The following is a 13524-nucleotide window of genomic DNA, read 5'->3' as shown; positions in this document are numbered from 1 at the left end:
TTGAACACCATTTTTAAATAATTATTGTTTGTTCTCTAAACGTAATAATTCTTCAAACGATGCAATTGCTACTTCCACTTGATCATCTGTTGGTTCTTTCGTTGTTAATAGTTGTAGCCATAATCCAGGATATCCAAGTACGCGTAATACGGGAATGTCTCGTAATCGATTTGTAAATTGCAATACTTCAAAAGAAATACCAAGTACAACTGGAATTAATAAAATTCTGTTTATAACTCGTGCCCAAAGAGGATCTGTAGGGACTAGGAAATAAACGAACATTCCAATAATGACTGTAAATATAATAAAGCTACTGCCGCATCTATAATGGAGACGAGTTTGCTTTTGAACGTTTTCTACAGTCAGAGGAAGGTTATTCTCGTAAGCATTGATTACCTTATGCTCTGCACCGTGATACTGAAATACCCGCTTAATAAGTGGGGTTAAAGAAATAAAGTATATATAGCTCAATAATAGCATGAGCTTAATGACACTTTCGACAATGATTTGCCCAGTATGAGATGGGAAAATCGGTCTCGTTAATTCAGCTAATAGTGCAGGAACTGCTGTGAAAATGACTTTACCGAATATAAAAGATAAAACGCCAACAGCTGCAACTCCTAATACCATCGTTAATTTTGATTGTTCTTCTTTTTTATTTGCAATTTGTTCATCATCTTCTGGGTGGACGTCAAATCGTTCTGAAGCGAAGTTTAAATGCTTTGCTCCATTCGCACTTGCATCCACAATAGCGGCAATCCCTCGTAAAAATGGAATTTTTTTTAGGGTAGATAGTACTTTATTACGAACGCGTGGTAATCGATAAAATTCAATCGATTTATCTTTACGACGAACCGCTGTAACAGTATATTCTCTACCGCCAAACATAACTCCTTCTATGACCGCTTGCCCGCCATATATTTGTTTTGACTCTTCTGCCATGTTAACACCAACCTGTATTTGTTTCTCTCTTATGTAGAAAAAGAGGCAATTGTCATACTGGGTTCTGTCGTTTTGAAATAAGACAATCACCGAGTTTCCTTTATTTTATCGGCAAATACAAGTAGATGACAAGGGAAAATGTTATGAGAGTCGGACATTTCTTATTCTTTTTATAGACAAATTTCGCAGGATTTAAACATGCTTCAAAATAGTTTCGGGCATACTATTGAGCGGAGGTGTCGATGTGAGTCAAGAACAATTAGGAACAAGGAATTTTGTGCAGATTGGTTTGTTTGGTGGAATCTTTTGGGGCGGGATCTGGTATTTCCTTCATATATTTTCATTCACGGAGGCGGGACCGAATTATTTCCTTTTACCATTTGCGTTTGGAAGTTGGAAAGAGGGGGTATGGGGCAATGTGTTCGGAATAGTGTGTATGGGACTTCTTTCAATTTTGATCGCCTTTTTGTATAAAGCATTTTTTGCGAAGTTTGAAGGGATTATAGCGGGAATTATTTATGGGCTATTTTGGTGGGCACTACTGTTTTTGGGGATGGGTTTAATGGCTCCTGTTATTAAAAGTGCGCTCCATTTACCAAAAGAGACAATTGTGACGACAATATGTATTTTTATATTGTATGGTGTGTTTATAGCATATTCTGTTTCTTACGCAGTGAATAGCAATAAAGCAGAACAAGAAGGGCAAGAGAAGACGAACTATTCAAATAAGTAACTCCTATGTTAAAATATTGTATAGATATTTAATATTAAGGAGTTTTAAGAATATGAAAAAGTTACTCCTCGTAAACGGTCCTAACCTAAATCGCCTCGGTGTTCGTGAGGTAAATGTATATGGAAAGGGCACGCTAGCGACACTTGAAGCAGATATGAAGCAAGAAGCAGAAACAATGGGAGTGGAGTTAGAATGTTTCCAATCGAATCATGAAGGTGCCATTATCGACATTATTCATGAAGCGGAAGATATATATGAAGGGATCATTTTAAATCCGGGAGCATTTACGCATTATAGCTATGCGATTCGTGATGCCATTGCGAGCATTTCGATTCCTGTTATTGAAGTACATATTTCTAACATTCATCAGCGTGAATCGTTCCGTCATGAATCTGTGACGGCAGCTGTTTGTGCAGGTCAAATTGTAGGATTTGGTTTTTATGGCTATAAGTTAGCGTTATTTGCATTAATGGAGAAATTGAGGGAGGCATAAAGTAATGGAGAAAATTGAAAGATTACGAAGTGCATTTGATGAGGCTGGCATTGACGGTATTTTGTTAACAAATGAACATAGTCGTAGATATATGGCTAACTTCACAGGAACAGCAGGCGTTGTTCTTATTTCAAAAGATCGTGCTCAATTTATTACAGATTTCCGTTACGTCGAGCAGGCAAGTAAACAAGCGGTTGGATATGAGGTTGTACAGCACGCAGGATTGATCATTGATGAAGTGGCAAAGCAAGTGAAAGAGCTTGGAATTCAAAAACTTGGTTTTGAGCAAGATACTCTTACATATAGTTCTTATTCAGTGCATAAGGAAGCGATTGATGCTGAATTTATCCCGACTTCTGGACTTGTAGAAAAGTTACGCTTGATAAAGACTGATTCAGAGATTAAGATATTAAAGGAAGCTGCACAGATTGCAGATGCTGCCTTTGAGCATATTCTATCATTCATTCGCCCGGGAGTATCTGAAATTGAAGTGTCAAATGAACTTGAATTTTTCATGAGAAAACAAGGAGCAACATCTTCTTCGTTTGATATTATCGTTGCTTCAGGTCTTCGTTCGGCATTACCGCACGGCGTGGCATCTGAAAAAGTGATAGAAACAGGAGATTTCGTTACATTAGACTTCGGCGCTTATTACAAAGGATATTGTTCTGATATTACTCGTACGATTGCAGTCGGTGAACCATCTGATAAATTAAAAGAAATTTATAATATCGTTTTAGAAGCACAACTACGTGGTGTGAACGGTATTAAAGCTGGTTTAACAGGTCGCGAGGCTGATGCGCTAACGCGTGACTACATAACGGAAAAAGGATATGGTGAATACTTTGGACACTCTACTGGTCATGGAATAGGTCTTGAAATCCATGAAGCACCAGGTTTAGCGTTCCGTTCTGATACAGTACTTGAACCAGGTATGGCTGTAACAGTAGAGCCAGGTATTTATATTCCAGGTATTGGCGGCGTACGTATTGAAGATGATATCATTGTGACAAGTGAAGGTAATGAAGTAATTACGAAATCACCAAAAGAACTTATTATTTTGTAATACACAGGAGGATTTTTTTACATGATTTCAGTAAACGATTTTCGTACAGGTTTAACAATTTCAGTGGACAATGCCCTTTGGCAAGTACTTGATTTCCAACACGTAAAGCCAGGTAAAGGTGCTGCATTCGTTCGTTCTAAACTACGTAATCTTCGCACAGGTTCTGTTCAAGAGAAAACATTCCGTGCAGGTGAGAAAGTAGAAAAAGCACACATCGAAAACCGTCGTATGCAATACTTATACGCAAGCGGTGAGGCTCACGTATTTATGGATAACGGAACTTATGAGCAAATCGAACTTGGTGAAAAACAAATCGAGCGCGAGCTTAAATTCCTAAAAGAAAACATGGAAGTAGCAATTATGACTTACCAAGGCGAAGTACTTGGTGTTGAACTTCCAAACACAGTTGAATTACAAGTTACAGAAACAGAGCCTGGTATTAAAGGTGATACTGCTTCTAACGTAACAAAACCAGCTACATTAGAAACTGGTCTTGTTGTACAAGTACCAATCTTCATTAACGAAGGCGAAATGCTTATCATCAACACTGGTGAAGGTAAATACGTTTCTCGTGCATAGTAAAAAAACACTCGTGATAATTCACGAGTGTTTTTTTATAGGAAATAGGGTAGATAGTAAATAGCTGTTACTATAAAACTGACTAAAACAAGTGAAAGAGTACCCATAATAGATGGAGTCAAAACAATTTTAAATGGTTTTATTTCGCCAGTCTCAACGCCAGTTAATGTTTTGCTTATTGCGTGATCTGTAATGTTATTTCTATGGTTACTCATAATAATTAACCACATAATTGCAAATATTGCTAAACTACCAAGGAAAAAGGTCTCTATAAATGACCAACCGACTAATAATGAAAAAAGATAAATAAGAGCTAATTCTACTACAACGGTTAAACTAATTTTCAATGCCTTCATATTTTTCCTCCTCATTCTGTAATTTCAACCAGTTTAAAAAATTTTCACGTGACACGACATGCAGAGAGCAAGGTGACCTTACTTCGTTCTCTAGTGCAGCGTGTTCGTCTGGAAACTTGTTTTCCACATGCAATGAAATATAGGGTAGTTTTTCTTGTGCTTTTAGTGAGCGGATATTATTCGTTTTAGCACCAGCAAATACGTAGGAAAGTTGTAAGTCTAAAAAGGCGATTTTAAAGATTTCTTTTTTAGCAGCCTCGTTATAGCCTTTTCCCCAGTATGGATAGCCAATCCAACTACCAATGTGAGATTGCTTTTTTTCATTATTAATATGTTTAAGTGTGGTGAGGCCAATTATTTCATTTTCTTCATTCACAATCATTCTCGATAAGGATTTCTTTTGACGCTCTTCTTCTATTGCGAAAAGAAGAAATGTTTTCGTGTCTTCGATGTTTTCTACCGTTATCCCCAATGCATTTTTTATATGTGGATCACTTGATAGCTCGAAAATCACATTTGTATAGCATAAATCTAGTGGTAATAAAGTGATGTGCTGCATGGTTTAAACCCCTTTCAAACTAAATATACCATAATATACCATAAAATAATATGAATATTCAGATTCTAATTCAGACTTTAGAGAAAAATTATGTTTTTACTTCTGAAATAGACAACCTCTGCATATGGTTGTACAAATATATTCTTTTTTAGAATACGAAGTTAGTAACTGTTACGGGAGAAGGTGGAAGAATGAAACAGTGGCTAGCGGCAATGGAAACATCCGTGCTTGTTATGGGGGCACTTCGATTATTTTCAGGTAGTGCGGAGATATTTGCTGCTTTGCTTATGCTTTATGTGAATGATGCGAAGAAAGCGTTGTTTATAAATGGTATGTTGGCGTTTGTTGGACCTACCGTATTAATTTTAACAATGACAATTGGGATAGCGAGTGTAGCAAGTGAAATTTCTTTCTTGAAGCTCTTTTTTCTAGCGCTTGGAATTTGCTGTATTTTTATCGCATTACTGAAATAGTAAGTCGAGTATAGTGGGGAGAAGCCGATGAAAGAGGTATTAGAAGTTTTACCAAAAACGATGAAGTACTTAATTGAAGAATGTAAGCAATACGATGCTTTAGAGGAAATTCGTGTTCGAATTGGAAGGCCGCTAGAGTGTATTGCACACGGAAAGGTGTTTTTTTATGACTATATCACTACTGCAGAGGATGCTATTTACTTATTGAATAAATTAAGTCAATTCTCAATTTATACGATGGAAGAGGAATTAAAACGTGGGTATGTGACGCTTCGCGGGGGGCATAGAATCGGGTTAGCAGGAAAAGTCATTACAGAAAAAAGCGCAGTGAAAATGATTCGTGATGTCTCTTCCTTTAATATTCGTATTGCTCGTCAAAAAATAGGGATTGCTGAACCGCTTTTGCCATATTTGTATGAAAAAAGGTGGTTAAACACGATGGTAATTGGCCCTCCCCAAACGGGAAAAACGACACTTTTAAGAGATGTAGCACGTTGCATGAGTCAAGGGGTAAGTGCTTCGGAAATTCCTTCCTGTAAAGTGGGGATCGTTGATGAACGTTCAGAAATTGCTGGCTGTGTGAAAGGAATCCCGCAATATGATTTTGGTACCCGAGTCGATGTGTTAGACGCATGTCCAAAGGCAGAAGGAATGATGATGATGATTCGTTCTATGAGTCCTGATATTTTGATCGTAGATGAAATTGGCCGTAAAGAAGATAGTGAAGCAATTATGGAGGCAGTGCATGCAGGTGTTCAGCTTTTTATAAGCGCACACGGATTTTCCTATGAGGATGTTGTGAGACGTCCATCGCTCAAGGCAGTGCTAGAGCTTGGTATATTTGATAGGTTTGTGGAGTTGTCAAAAGCGAGGGGTCCAGGAACGGTTATGCAGGTGAAAGATAAATATGGAAAACCAGTGTTATCAAATAGAAAGGCTGAGGGCGTATGGTGAAAATATTTGGTGCAGTGTTAATCGTTGCGGTCAGCACCTTTTTCGGGTTTTCGTACGCTAAAAGATACAGTGAGAGGCCGAGGCAACTTAGGTTATTAAAATCAGCACTTCAATCATTAGAGGCAGAAATTATGTATGGACACACACCTTTATCTGAGGCTGCCGAGCGATTAGTTAAACAAATGCCAAAGCCATTAAATTGGATATTTCAAAGTTTCGCTAAAAAACTAGAAAGTGGAGAACAAACGGTAAGGGAAGCTTGGATAGATAGTTTGAAAGAGAATTGGAAGTTGACGGCTTTTCAACAAACCGAGTATGAAATACTGCAGCAATTTGGTGAAACGCTCGGGCAACATGATCGTGAATCACAACAAAAACATATTCGCTTATGTATTACACATTTGGAGAGAGAAGAAGAGGAAGCGAAAGCTTTACAACTGCAATACGAAAAAATGATTAAGAGCTTAGGGGTACTAGCAGGGCTACTAATTGTAATTTTACTGCTATAGGGGGGAGAAAGGCGATGTCCATTGATGTTGGATTAATATTTCAAATCGCCGGAATCGGCATTGTTTTAGCTTTCATTCATACTGTACTAAAAGAATTGAAGCGTGAGGATATTGCAAATTGGGTTATCCTTGTCGGTTTTGTCGTCATTTTATTTCATGTTGCATTTTTAATTAATACGCTATTCGACAAGATTAAAAGTGTCTTTCTCTTCCAGTAAAGGAGGCGGTTCGAATCGAAATTATACAAATTGTCGGATTAGGCCTCGTTGCTACGTTTTTAGCTGCTGTTTTGAACCAGCATAAATCTAGTATTACATCTTTATTTATTGTGTTCGTAGGTAGCGTGATGTTTCTAATTTTAATCGATCAAATTCATTCTATTTTACAAATGATTGAGAGAGTAGCGAGTGAAGCGAAAGTTAGTAACGTCTACGTGGAAACGTTACTAAAGATTATTGGAATTGCTTATATTGCCGAGTTTGGAGCTCAAATTACAAAAGATGCTGGTCAAGGTGCCATCGCTTCGAAAATTGAACTTGCTGGGAAAATCTTAATTCTCGTTATGGCAATTCCTATTTTGACGGTTGTAATTGAAACTATTCTCGGATTTTTACCGACGGGATAAGGGGGAGTGAATGTTGAGGAGGTTTGGAGCTAAGCTGCTATTTGCTTGCTTCCTTTTCTTTTCTTTACCGGTTGTTGTACAAGCTTCTCCTGTAGAAACAAACGTCGTTGATCAACAATTGGATAAGCTCGGAATTGAAGATGTGAAGCAATTTTGGGACGGGCTTGTTACAAAATATGGAGGCTATTTGCCAGAGAGTCAAAAAGGGAGTTTTATGGAGTTTGTAAAGGGAGAAAAAGAATTCTCTCTAAAAGAGTGGATGATAGGGTTATTAAAATATTTATTTCATGAGCTTGCAGCTAATGGAAAACTGCTTGGCACACTCATTATGCTCACAATCTTTAGTGCATTGTTGCAATCACTGCAATCCGCTTTTTCAAAAAGTAGTGTAAGTAAAATTGCTGATGCTGTTGTATATATGGTACTTATTATTTTTGCTTTAAATAGTTTTTATGTCGTTATGACATATGCAAGAGAAACGATACAAACAATGGTAGATTTCATATTAGCGCTATTGCCAATTTTATTGGCGCTTATAGCGACTGGTGGCGGGGTTGTATCTGTATCTTTCTTTCATCCGATTATCATTTTCTTAATGAATACAAGCGGGCTTCTTATGAATTATATCGTTCTACCGCTTTTATTACTGGCAACGATATTAAGTATTGTAAGTACAATGAGTGATCAATATAAAGTGACGAAATTGTCCAAGCTTCTGCAAAACGTTAGCGTTGGGATTATCGGTATTTTCTTAACGATTTTTTTAGGAGTATTATCTGTACAAGGAACAGCAACAGCCGTTGCTGATGGAATAGCTGTGAAAACTGCTAAATTTGTAACAGGGAACTTCATTCCAGTAGTCGGAAGGATGTTTACAGAAGCGGCAGATACTGTTATTAGCGCATCAGGATTATTGAAAAATACAGTCGGAATTATTGGGCTCGTCATTTTATGTTTAATTGTTGCTTTTCCAGCGATTCAAATTTTCTGTATCGCATTTATTTATAAATTCGCAGCAGCAGTATTGCAACCGGTTGGCGGCGGAGCAATTATTCAATGCTTAGACATTATTGGACGAAGCATCATTTACGTATTTGCTTGCTTAGCTATCGTATCATTTATGTTCTTTTTAAGTATTACAATTATTATTGCTGCGGGGAATATTACACTTATGATGCGGTAGGAGGTGAAGAGTATGCAATTTGTTACAGAGTGGATCAGAAATATTATCGTTTTTTTGCTCTTAGCGACAATGCTTCATCTTATTCTTCCAAATTCGAATTTGCAAAAATACGTTAAATTCGTTGTAAGTCTTTTGTTAGTCGTATTAATTTTAACACCCCTTTTTAAACTATTGCAGACAGATGTAAATGAAGTAATTGCAAATTTTAATGAAGAAAAGTACGTAGCAGAAGGATCTGTAAAAAATTCAATAGATTCGAAGAAAAAAGAAATACAAGCTCTAACACGTGCATATAGTTTAGAAGAGATGGCTACCAAAATGAAAAAAGAAGTAGGAAAAGAGTTTGAGAAACAGTATGGTATGTCAGTCTCTGAAATACAAATAGTCGCAGCGGAAAGCACAGCGGAAGTAAAGTCAGCGAAAGATATTCAATCTGTTGTTGTGACGTTAAAAGAAAAAGAACGTAGTAAAAATGATGCAATCGAAACAGTAAAACCAGTTGAAATTAACACGAAAGAACCACCGAAAAAAGTAGAGGAAACGAATGTAGAAATGAAAGACTTCTTTTCAAGCAGGTGGCAACTAGAGAATAAACAAATCCAAGTTCAAATGGAAGGGAGGACAGGTAGAGTAAATGGACAATAAAGATAAAAATTCGAAGTTCTCATTTTTTCGAAACTTATTGAATGGAGATGAAAAAGAAAGTAATGAGAAGGGAAGAAAGGTAACACCTAAGTTCTTACTTGTCCTACTCATACTTGGAATTTTGCTTATGTTTTCTAGTAGTTTTTTTTCAAGTAAAAAAGAAGAAGTACCTGTATTTAAAGAACAAAAAACTCAAAACCAGGAAAAAGATGTACCAACTTTTGGACAAAAAAATAATGATAATATGTCAAATGTAGAAAAATATGAAAAAGCGTATGAACAAGAATTAAAAACTGCTTTAGAAGAAATAGCAGGAGTAAAAGACGTAACGATTAAAGTGAATTTAGATTCATCTGAAGAAAAAATTTTAGAAAAAAATACAGTGAAACGCTCACAAACAACAGGTGAAACAGATAAAACAGGCGGTAAGAGAGAAGTAGAGGACGAGTCTCTTGATGAAAAGACTGTCATTATACGTGAAGGGGATAAAGAAACTCCTGTTGTTTTACGAACAGAGAAGCCGAAAGTACGTGGTGTTCTTGTCGTAGCAAAGGGAGTGGATAATATACAAGTTAAAGCAATGGTAAAAGAAGCTGTGATAAGGCTGCTAGATGTACCGGCCCATCGCGTTTCAGTTTCACCGAAAAATTGATAGGGAGGAAATAAAGTGTTAAAAAAACAAACAGTTTGGTTATTAACGATGTTAAGTTTAGTTGTTGTACTATCTGTGTATTACGTGACAACTCCTGACAAAATGAATACAGCATCGCCGGCAACAGGTGAAAAGATTGGACAAGAAAAACAAGGTACTGATAAAGCAGTAACAAACGAAGCGCCTAAAGAAACTCCGAAAAAAGAAAATACAAGCAAGGAAACAACAAATAAAGAAACAGACAAAAAAGAAAATGCAAAAAAAGAAACAAGTAAAAAAGAGGGCAATGTATCAGTTCAATCAAGTGATGAGAATTTCACAGCTTTACGTATGCAAATGGAAGATCAGCGTAGTGAACAAAAAGCAAAATTACAAGAAGTGATGAGTTCAACAAAAGCTTCAGCAACAGAAAAGAATAAAGCGAAAGAAAATTTTGATGCCATTACGACAATGGAAACGAAGCAAGAATTACTTGAGACAGTAATTAAATCTCAAGGAGGATATCCAGATGCTCTTGTAAGAGCTGATGGCACTGATATTAGAGTAACGGTTAAAGCGGCAAAACATTCACAGAAAGAAGCAAATAAAATTATTCAACTTGTAAGAAGTGAAGGCGGATCAAAAGATGTAGGTGTGAAATTTGATCCACCAGCGAAATAAGTGAAACTTTAATCCGTAGGGATTTCCCTGCGGATTATTATCTTTTACTAAGCAAAGGGTATGCAAATAGTAAAATAGAGTATGCAAGTAAATGTGTGAATAGAGAAAAGCTATCATTTTCGATAGCTTTTTTCTATGTCGTCTTTGTAATTATTTTTACTATGTTCAACTCGGAATGGAGAAACACGTTGTGAGTAAAAGATTAATGGTTCATGGTACTGATGATTACTTTTTCCGGATTTGACGTGGATGAAAAGAACGCATGCCCAAACGATTACGGCAGGTAAAAAGAGAATGAGCCATATCATATTTCCACACCTCAACACAATATATTTTCTACACTTTGAACATACTATTCTTATATGAAGGAATGATGAACGGCGTGTAAACAAAAAAATAATATTTGGTAAAAATATGTTATTGACTATAGGTGTGGTGAAGAGTGAGGAGGGAATGGCATGTTTGCTTTGTAACGTTTTGCAAAAGTAGTGAATGTTTTTTAAGAAGTGGTCTTGCCAATTTCATGTGAAACTTGGTATTATTACTAGGTATTAAATTTTTATTGGAATAATATTTTTACAGGAATTTCGATTTATTATAAAGAAATATAAATTGGAATGTTTAAAAAATTTATCGTAAGATGGAAATAGTAAATATTTCTATTAGTTAATGAAATATATTTTCTAATAGAGTACATCGTATTTTTACAGTCAATCTAGTTTTCGTGACGAGAATCTGTAAAAACGGGACAAACAAGAGTATGGGAGTGGATTTTACATGTTTAAAATTCAAGAAGTTCGTGAATTAATTAAATTAATTGATAGCTCTAATATTGATGAATTTGAATACAAAAAAGACGGTACAACAATCAAAATGAAAAAGCGTGGTAATGAAGTTGTTGCTGTGCAAGCACCTGCAGCAAAACAAGCTATGCAACCAGTAGCGCCTGTTGAAGTTGAAACGACAGTAGCAGCAGCGCAAGCAGAAGTGCCAAAACAAGAAGAGAAGAAGGTTGTTCAAAATGAAAACCTACATAAAATCACATCACCGATGGTAGGTACATTCTATTCTTCTTCTTCGCCTGATACACCTCCATATGTAAGTGTTGGGGATAGAGTATCGAAAGATTCTATCGTATGTATTGTCGAGGCTATGAAGTTATTTAACGAAATTGATGCTGATGTAGAGGGCGAAATTGTTGAAATTCTTGTTAATAACGGACAGCTTGTTGAATATGGACAACCGCTATTTCTTGTAAAAGCGTAATAAGGGAGTCTTTGTGATGATAAAAAAAGTATTAATAGCCAATCGTGGGGAAATTGCTGTACGAATTATTCGTGCTTGTAAAGAAATGGATATTGAAACAGTTGCAATTTATTCAGAAGCAGATAAAGAGTCACTTCACGTACAGATTGCAGACGAGGCGTATTGTGTAGGACCAACGATTTCGAAAGAAAGCTATTTAAATTTGACAAACATTATTAGCGTTGCGAAGTTAACAGGCTGCGATGCTATTCATCCGGGATACGGATTTTTAGCAGAGAATGCAGATTTCGCAGAGTTATGCCGTGAATGTAACTTGATTTTTATCGGTCCAAGTCCAGAAGCTATTTCAAAGATGGGCACAAAAGACGTTGCTCGTGATACAATGAAAGAAGCAGGGGTTCCGATTGTACCAGGTTCACAAGGGATTATTAAAAATACCGAAGAAGCGATTGAGCTTGCTAATCAAATTGGATATCCAGTTATTATTAAAGCGACTGCAGGTGGCGGTGGAAAAGGTATTCGTGTTGCACGCCATGAAGAAGAGCTTATAAAAGGAATTCAAATTACACAGCAAGAAGCTAGTACCGCTTTTGGGAACCCTGGTGTATACTTAGAAAAGTACGTTGAAGATTTCCGCCATGTTGAGATTCAAATAATGGCAGATACACACGGAAATGCCATTCATTTAGGAGAGCGTGATTGTACAATTCAGCGCCGTTTGCAAAAACTATTAGAAGAAAGTCCATCACCTGCACTTGATGAAGAGATTCGCAAGCAGATGGGTGAAGCGGCAGTTAAAGCGGCGGTAGCGGTTGATTATACAGGTGCTGGTACGGTTGAGTTTATTTATGAATATAAAACGAAAACCTTTTACTTCATGGAGATGAATACGAGAATTCAGGTTGAGCATCCGGTTACTGAAATGGTAACAGGAATGGACTTAATTAAAGAACAAATTCTTGTTGCTTCAGGAGAAAAGTTATCGTTACAGCAAGAAGAAGTACAATTTAATGGTTGGGCAATTGAATGTCGAATTAATGCGGAAAACCCTGCCAAAAAATTTATGCCATCTCCAGGTAAAGTAGAAATGTACTTACCACCAGGAGGATTTGGTATTCGCGTCGATTCAGCTGTATATCCGGGATATTCAATCCCACCTTTCTATGATTCGATGGTTGCTAAATTAATTGTTCACGGAAAAACACGTGAAGAGGCAATTGCAAAAATGAAGCGCGCACTTAGTGAATTTGTCATTGAAGGCGTACATACAACAATCCCGTTCCATTTGCAATTGCTAGATCATCCTGATTTTGTAAAAGGTGAGTTTAATACGAAATTTTTGGAAGAGCATGAACTTGTGACGCAGTGATACATTAAAGGAGGTTTTTTTCATGGCTGAACATATGTTAGATATGGGTCAAGATACAACTCTTGGTAAAGTAGAAATTGCACCAGAAGTAATTGAAGTAATTGCAGGTATTGCAGCTGCTGAAGTAGAAGGTGTAGCGGCAATGCGCGGTAATTTTGCTACAGATGTTGTTGAGAAGTTAGGTAAGAAAAATCATGGTAAAGGTGTAAAGGTTGAATTAGCAAACGAAGATATTATCGTTGACCTTTATGTTGTAATGTATTTTGGTGTAGCAATTCCAGTTGTTGCACAAAAGATTCAAGACAATATTCGCCAAGCACTCTTTACAATGACAGGACTTGAGCCAAAAGAAGTGAATGTTCACATCGTTGGCGTAACATTCGAAACACAAAAAACAGAAATCGAACCAGTGTAAGAATGAAAAGGTGCCTAGTAACATAGGCATCTTTTTTATCGTTTC

At 36.7% G+C, this 13524-nt stretch carries 20 protein-coding genes; 16 read left to right on the top strand and 4 right to left on the bottom strand.

Going from position 1 to position 13524, the window contains the following annotated elements:
* Positions 1 to 21: 21 nt before the first annotated feature.
* On the bottom strand, positions 22 to 942 hold the full coding sequence (locus tag ACX9TM_RS21145) for a DUF1385 domain-containing protein (RefSeq protein ID WP_000807121.1): 921 nt from the start codon (positions 940 to 942) through the stop codon (positions 22 to 24).
* Positions 943 to 1186: 244 nt separating this feature from the next.
* Here ACX9TM_RS21145 and ACX9TM_RS21140 point away from each other — a divergent pair, with 244 nt between their 5' ends.
* Genes ACX9TM_RS21140 through efp form a run of 4 tightly spaced genes read left to right on the top strand, consistent with a single transcriptional unit; the run spans position 1187 to position 3813 of the window.
* A complete protein-coding gene (locus ACX9TM_RS21140) occupies positions 1187 to 1675 on the top strand; it encodes a YqhR family membrane protein (protein WP_000076881.1) in 489 nt (162 codons plus the stop codon).
* Between the two features lie 52 nt (positions 1676 to 1727).
* Entirely contained in the window at positions 1728 to 2168 is a 441-nt protein-coding gene (aroQ, locus tag ACX9TM_RS21135) for a type II 3-dehydroquinate dehydratase (protein ID WP_000735140.1), read from the top strand.
* A 4-nt stretch (positions 2169 to 2172) separates the two neighbouring features.
* The gene (gene pepQ, locus ACX9TM_RS21130) at positions 2173 to 3234 is read left to right on the top strand and encodes a Xaa-Pro dipeptidase (RefSeq protein WP_000411040.1); all 1062 of its coding nucleotides are present in this window, start codon (positions 2173 to 2175) and stop codon (positions 3232 to 3234) included.
* Positions 3235 to 3255: 21 nt separating this feature from the next.
* Entirely contained in the window at positions 3256 to 3813 is a 558-nt protein-coding gene (gene efp / locus ACX9TM_RS21125; RefSeq protein WP_000626516.1) for an elongation factor P, read from the top strand.
* Between the two features lie 35 nt (positions 3814 to 3848).
* On the opposite strand, the gene ACX9TM_RS21120 is transcribed toward efp, so the two are convergent.
* Positions 3849 to 4169: a hypothetical protein gene (locus ACX9TM_RS21120; RefSeq protein ID WP_000645569.1), complete on the bottom strand. Its 321-nt coding sequence runs from the start codon at positions 4167 to 4169 to the stop codon at positions 3849 to 3851.
* Positions 4150 to 4728, bottom strand: coding sequence for a GNAT family N-acetyltransferase (locus tag ACX9TM_RS21115; RefSeq protein WP_065382149.1), 579 nt, complete (start codon positions 4726 to 4728; stop codon positions 4150 to 4152). The genes ACX9TM_RS21120 and ACX9TM_RS21115 overlap by 20 nt, the downstream gene beginning before the upstream one ends.
* Before the next feature lie 191 nt (positions 4729 to 4919).
* Here ACX9TM_RS21115 and ACX9TM_RS21110 point away from each other — a divergent pair, with 191 nt between their 5' ends.
* The 9 genes from ACX9TM_RS21110 to ACX9TM_RS21070 are packed head-to-tail and all read left to right on the top strand — an operon-like array spanning position 4920 to position 10429.
* On the top strand, positions 4920 to 5201 hold the full coding sequence (locus ACX9TM_RS21110; RefSeq protein WP_000816050.1) for a YqhV family protein: 282 nt from the start codon (positions 4920 to 4922) through the stop codon (positions 5199 to 5201).
* 27 nt (positions 5202 to 5228) lie between these two features.
* Positions 5229 to 6155 (top strand): stage III sporulation protein AA, encoded by a 927-nt coding sequence (spoIIIAA, locus tag ACX9TM_RS21105; RefSeq protein ID WP_000665905.1) that lies wholly within the window; start codon positions 5229 to 5231, stop codon positions 6153 to 6155.
* The gene (gene spoIIIAB, locus ACX9TM_RS21100; protein ID WP_000238702.1) at positions 6149 to 6664 is read left to right on the top strand and encodes a stage III sporulation protein SpoIIIAB; all 516 of its coding nucleotides are present in this window, start codon (positions 6149 to 6151) and stop codon (positions 6662 to 6664) included. The genes spoIIIAA and spoIIIAB overlap by 7 nt, the downstream gene beginning before the upstream one ends.
* A gap of 14 nt (positions 6665 to 6678) precedes the next feature.
* A complete protein-coding gene (gene spoIIIAC / locus ACX9TM_RS21095) occupies positions 6679 to 6882 on the top strand; it encodes a stage III sporulation protein AC (protein WP_000020914.1) in 204 nt (67 codons plus the stop codon).
* Positions 6883 to 6905: 23 nt separating this feature from the next.
* The gene (spoIIIAD, locus tag ACX9TM_RS21090; protein ID WP_077393170.1) at positions 6906 to 7289 is read left to right on the top strand and encodes a stage III sporulation protein AD; all 384 of its coding nucleotides are present in this window, start codon (positions 6906 to 6908) and stop codon (positions 7287 to 7289) included.
* Between the two features lie 10 nt (positions 7290 to 7299).
* Positions 7300 to 8472: a stage III sporulation protein AE gene (spoIIIAE, locus tag ACX9TM_RS21085; protein WP_000946110.1), complete on the top strand. Its 1173-nt coding sequence runs from the start codon at positions 7300 to 7302 to the stop codon at positions 8470 to 8472.
* A 12-nt stretch (positions 8473 to 8484) separates the two neighbouring features.
* On the top strand, positions 8485 to 9117 hold the full coding sequence (gene spoIIIAF, locus ACX9TM_RS21080) for a stage III sporulation protein AF (protein ID WP_001161052.1): 633 nt from the start codon (positions 8485 to 8487) through the stop codon (positions 9115 to 9117).
* Positions 9107 to 9769, top strand: coding sequence for a stage III sporulation protein AG (gene spoIIIAG / locus ACX9TM_RS21075; protein ID WP_000368880.1), 663 nt, complete (start codon positions 9107 to 9109; stop codon positions 9767 to 9769). Before spoIIIAF ends, spoIIIAG begins: the two co-directional genes overlap by 11 nt.
* A 15-nt stretch (positions 9770 to 9784) precedes the next feature.
* Positions 9785 to 10429: a SpoIIIAH-like family protein gene (locus tag ACX9TM_RS21070; RefSeq protein ID WP_000914710.1), complete on the top strand. Its 645-nt coding sequence runs from the start codon at positions 9785 to 9787 to the stop codon at positions 10427 to 10429.
* 113 nt (positions 10430 to 10542) lie between these two features.
* Here the strand turns inward: ACX9TM_RS21070 and ACX9TM_RS21065 are convergent, their stop codons facing one another.
* Entirely contained in the window at positions 10543 to 10737 is a 195-nt protein-coding gene (locus ACX9TM_RS21065) for a hypothetical protein (protein WP_002179810.1), read from the bottom strand.
* 469 nt (positions 10738 to 11206) lie between these two features.
* Between ACX9TM_RS21065 and accB the strand changes: the two genes are divergently transcribed.
* From accB to ACX9TM_RS21050, 3 genes are read left to right on the top strand one after another with little or no spacing between them, the layout of a single operon-like run.
* Complete coding sequence (gene accB, locus ACX9TM_RS21060) at positions 11207 to 11695, top strand: acetyl-CoA carboxylase biotin carboxyl carrier protein (RefSeq protein WP_000472866.1); 489 nt, start codon at positions 11207 to 11209, stop codon at positions 11693 to 11695.
* Positions 11696 to 11711: 16 nt separating this feature from the next.
* Complete coding sequence (gene accC, locus ACX9TM_RS21055) at positions 11712 to 13064, top strand: acetyl-CoA carboxylase biotin carboxylase subunit (RefSeq protein WP_000592871.1); 1353 nt, start codon at positions 11712 to 11714, stop codon at positions 13062 to 13064.
* Between the two features lie 22 nt (positions 13065 to 13086).
* A complete protein-coding gene (locus ACX9TM_RS21050; RefSeq protein ID WP_000807630.1) occupies positions 13087 to 13479 on the top strand; it encodes an Asp23/Gls24 family envelope stress response protein in 393 nt (130 codons plus the stop codon).
* Positions 13480 to 13524: the final 45 nt, after the last annotated feature.

It is taken from the genome of Bacillus sp. LH1, assembly GCF_057924895.1.
The sequence above is the reverse complement of the archived record's forward strand: the minus strand, read 5'-3'. Positions and strand labels throughout refer to the sequence as shown.

Bases quoted from the DNA above. Each gene is read 5' to 3' on its own strand.
- ACX9TM_RS21145 (WP_000807121.1), bottom strand. From the start codon at position 942: ATGGCAGAAGAGTCAAAACAAATATATGGCGGGCAAGCGGTCATAGAA.
- aroQ (WP_000735140.1), top strand. From the start codon at position 1,728: ATGAAAAAGTTACTCCTCGTAAACGGTCCTAACCTAAATCGCCTCGGT.
- pepQ (WP_000411040.1), top strand. From the start codon at position 2,173: ATGGAGAAAATTGAAAGATTACGAAGTGCATTTGATGAGGCTGGCATT.
- efp (WP_000626516.1), top strand. From the start codon at position 3,256: ATGATTTCAGTAAACGATTTTCGTACAGGTTTAACAATTTCAGTGGAC.
- ACX9TM_RS21120 (WP_000645569.1), bottom strand. From the start codon at position 4,169: ATGAAGGCATTGAAAATTAGTTTAACCGTTGTAGTAGAATTAGCTCTT.
- ACX9TM_RS21115 (WP_065382149.1), bottom strand. From the start codon at position 4,728: ATGCAGCACATCACTTTATTACCACTAGATTTATGCTATACAAATGTG.
- ACX9TM_RS21110 (WP_000816050.1), top strand. From the start codon at position 4,920: ATGAAACAGTGGCTAGCGGCAATGGAAACATCCGTGCTTGTTATGGGG.
- spoIIIAA (WP_000665905.1), top strand. From the start codon at position 5,229: ATGAAAGAGGTATTAGAAGTTTTACCAAAAACGATGAAGTACTTAATT.
- spoIIIAB (WP_000238702.1), top strand. From the start codon at position 6,149: ATGGTGAAAATATTTGGTGCAGTGTTAATCGTTGCGGTCAGCACCTTT.
- spoIIIAC (WP_000020914.1), top strand. From the start codon at position 6,679: ATGTCCATTGATGTTGGATTAATATTTCAAATCGCCGGAATCGGCATT.
- spoIIIAE (WP_000946110.1), top strand. From the start codon at position 7,300: ATGTTGAGGAGGTTTGGAGCTAAGCTGCTATTTGCTTGCTTCCTTTTC.
- spoIIIAF (WP_001161052.1), top strand. From the start codon at position 8,485: ATGCAATTTGTTACAGAGTGGATCAGAAATATTATCGTTTTTTTGCTC.
- spoIIIAG (WP_000368880.1), top strand. From the start codon at position 9,107: ATGGACAATAAAGATAAAAATTCGAAGTTCTCATTTTTTCGAAACTTA.
- ACX9TM_RS21065 (WP_002179810.1), bottom strand. From the start codon at position 10,737: ATGATATGGCTCATTCTCTTTTTACCTGCCGTAATCGTTTGGGCATGC.
- accB (WP_000472866.1), top strand. From the start codon at position 11,207: ATGTTTAAAATTCAAGAAGTTCGTGAATTAATTAAATTAATTGATAGC.
- accC (WP_000592871.1), top strand. From the start codon at position 11,712: ATGATAAAAAAAGTATTAATAGCCAATCGTGGGGAAATTGCTGTACGA.
- ACX9TM_RS21050 (WP_000807630.1), top strand. From the start codon at position 13,087: ATGGCTGAACATATGTTAGATATGGGTCAAGATACAACTCTTGGTAAA.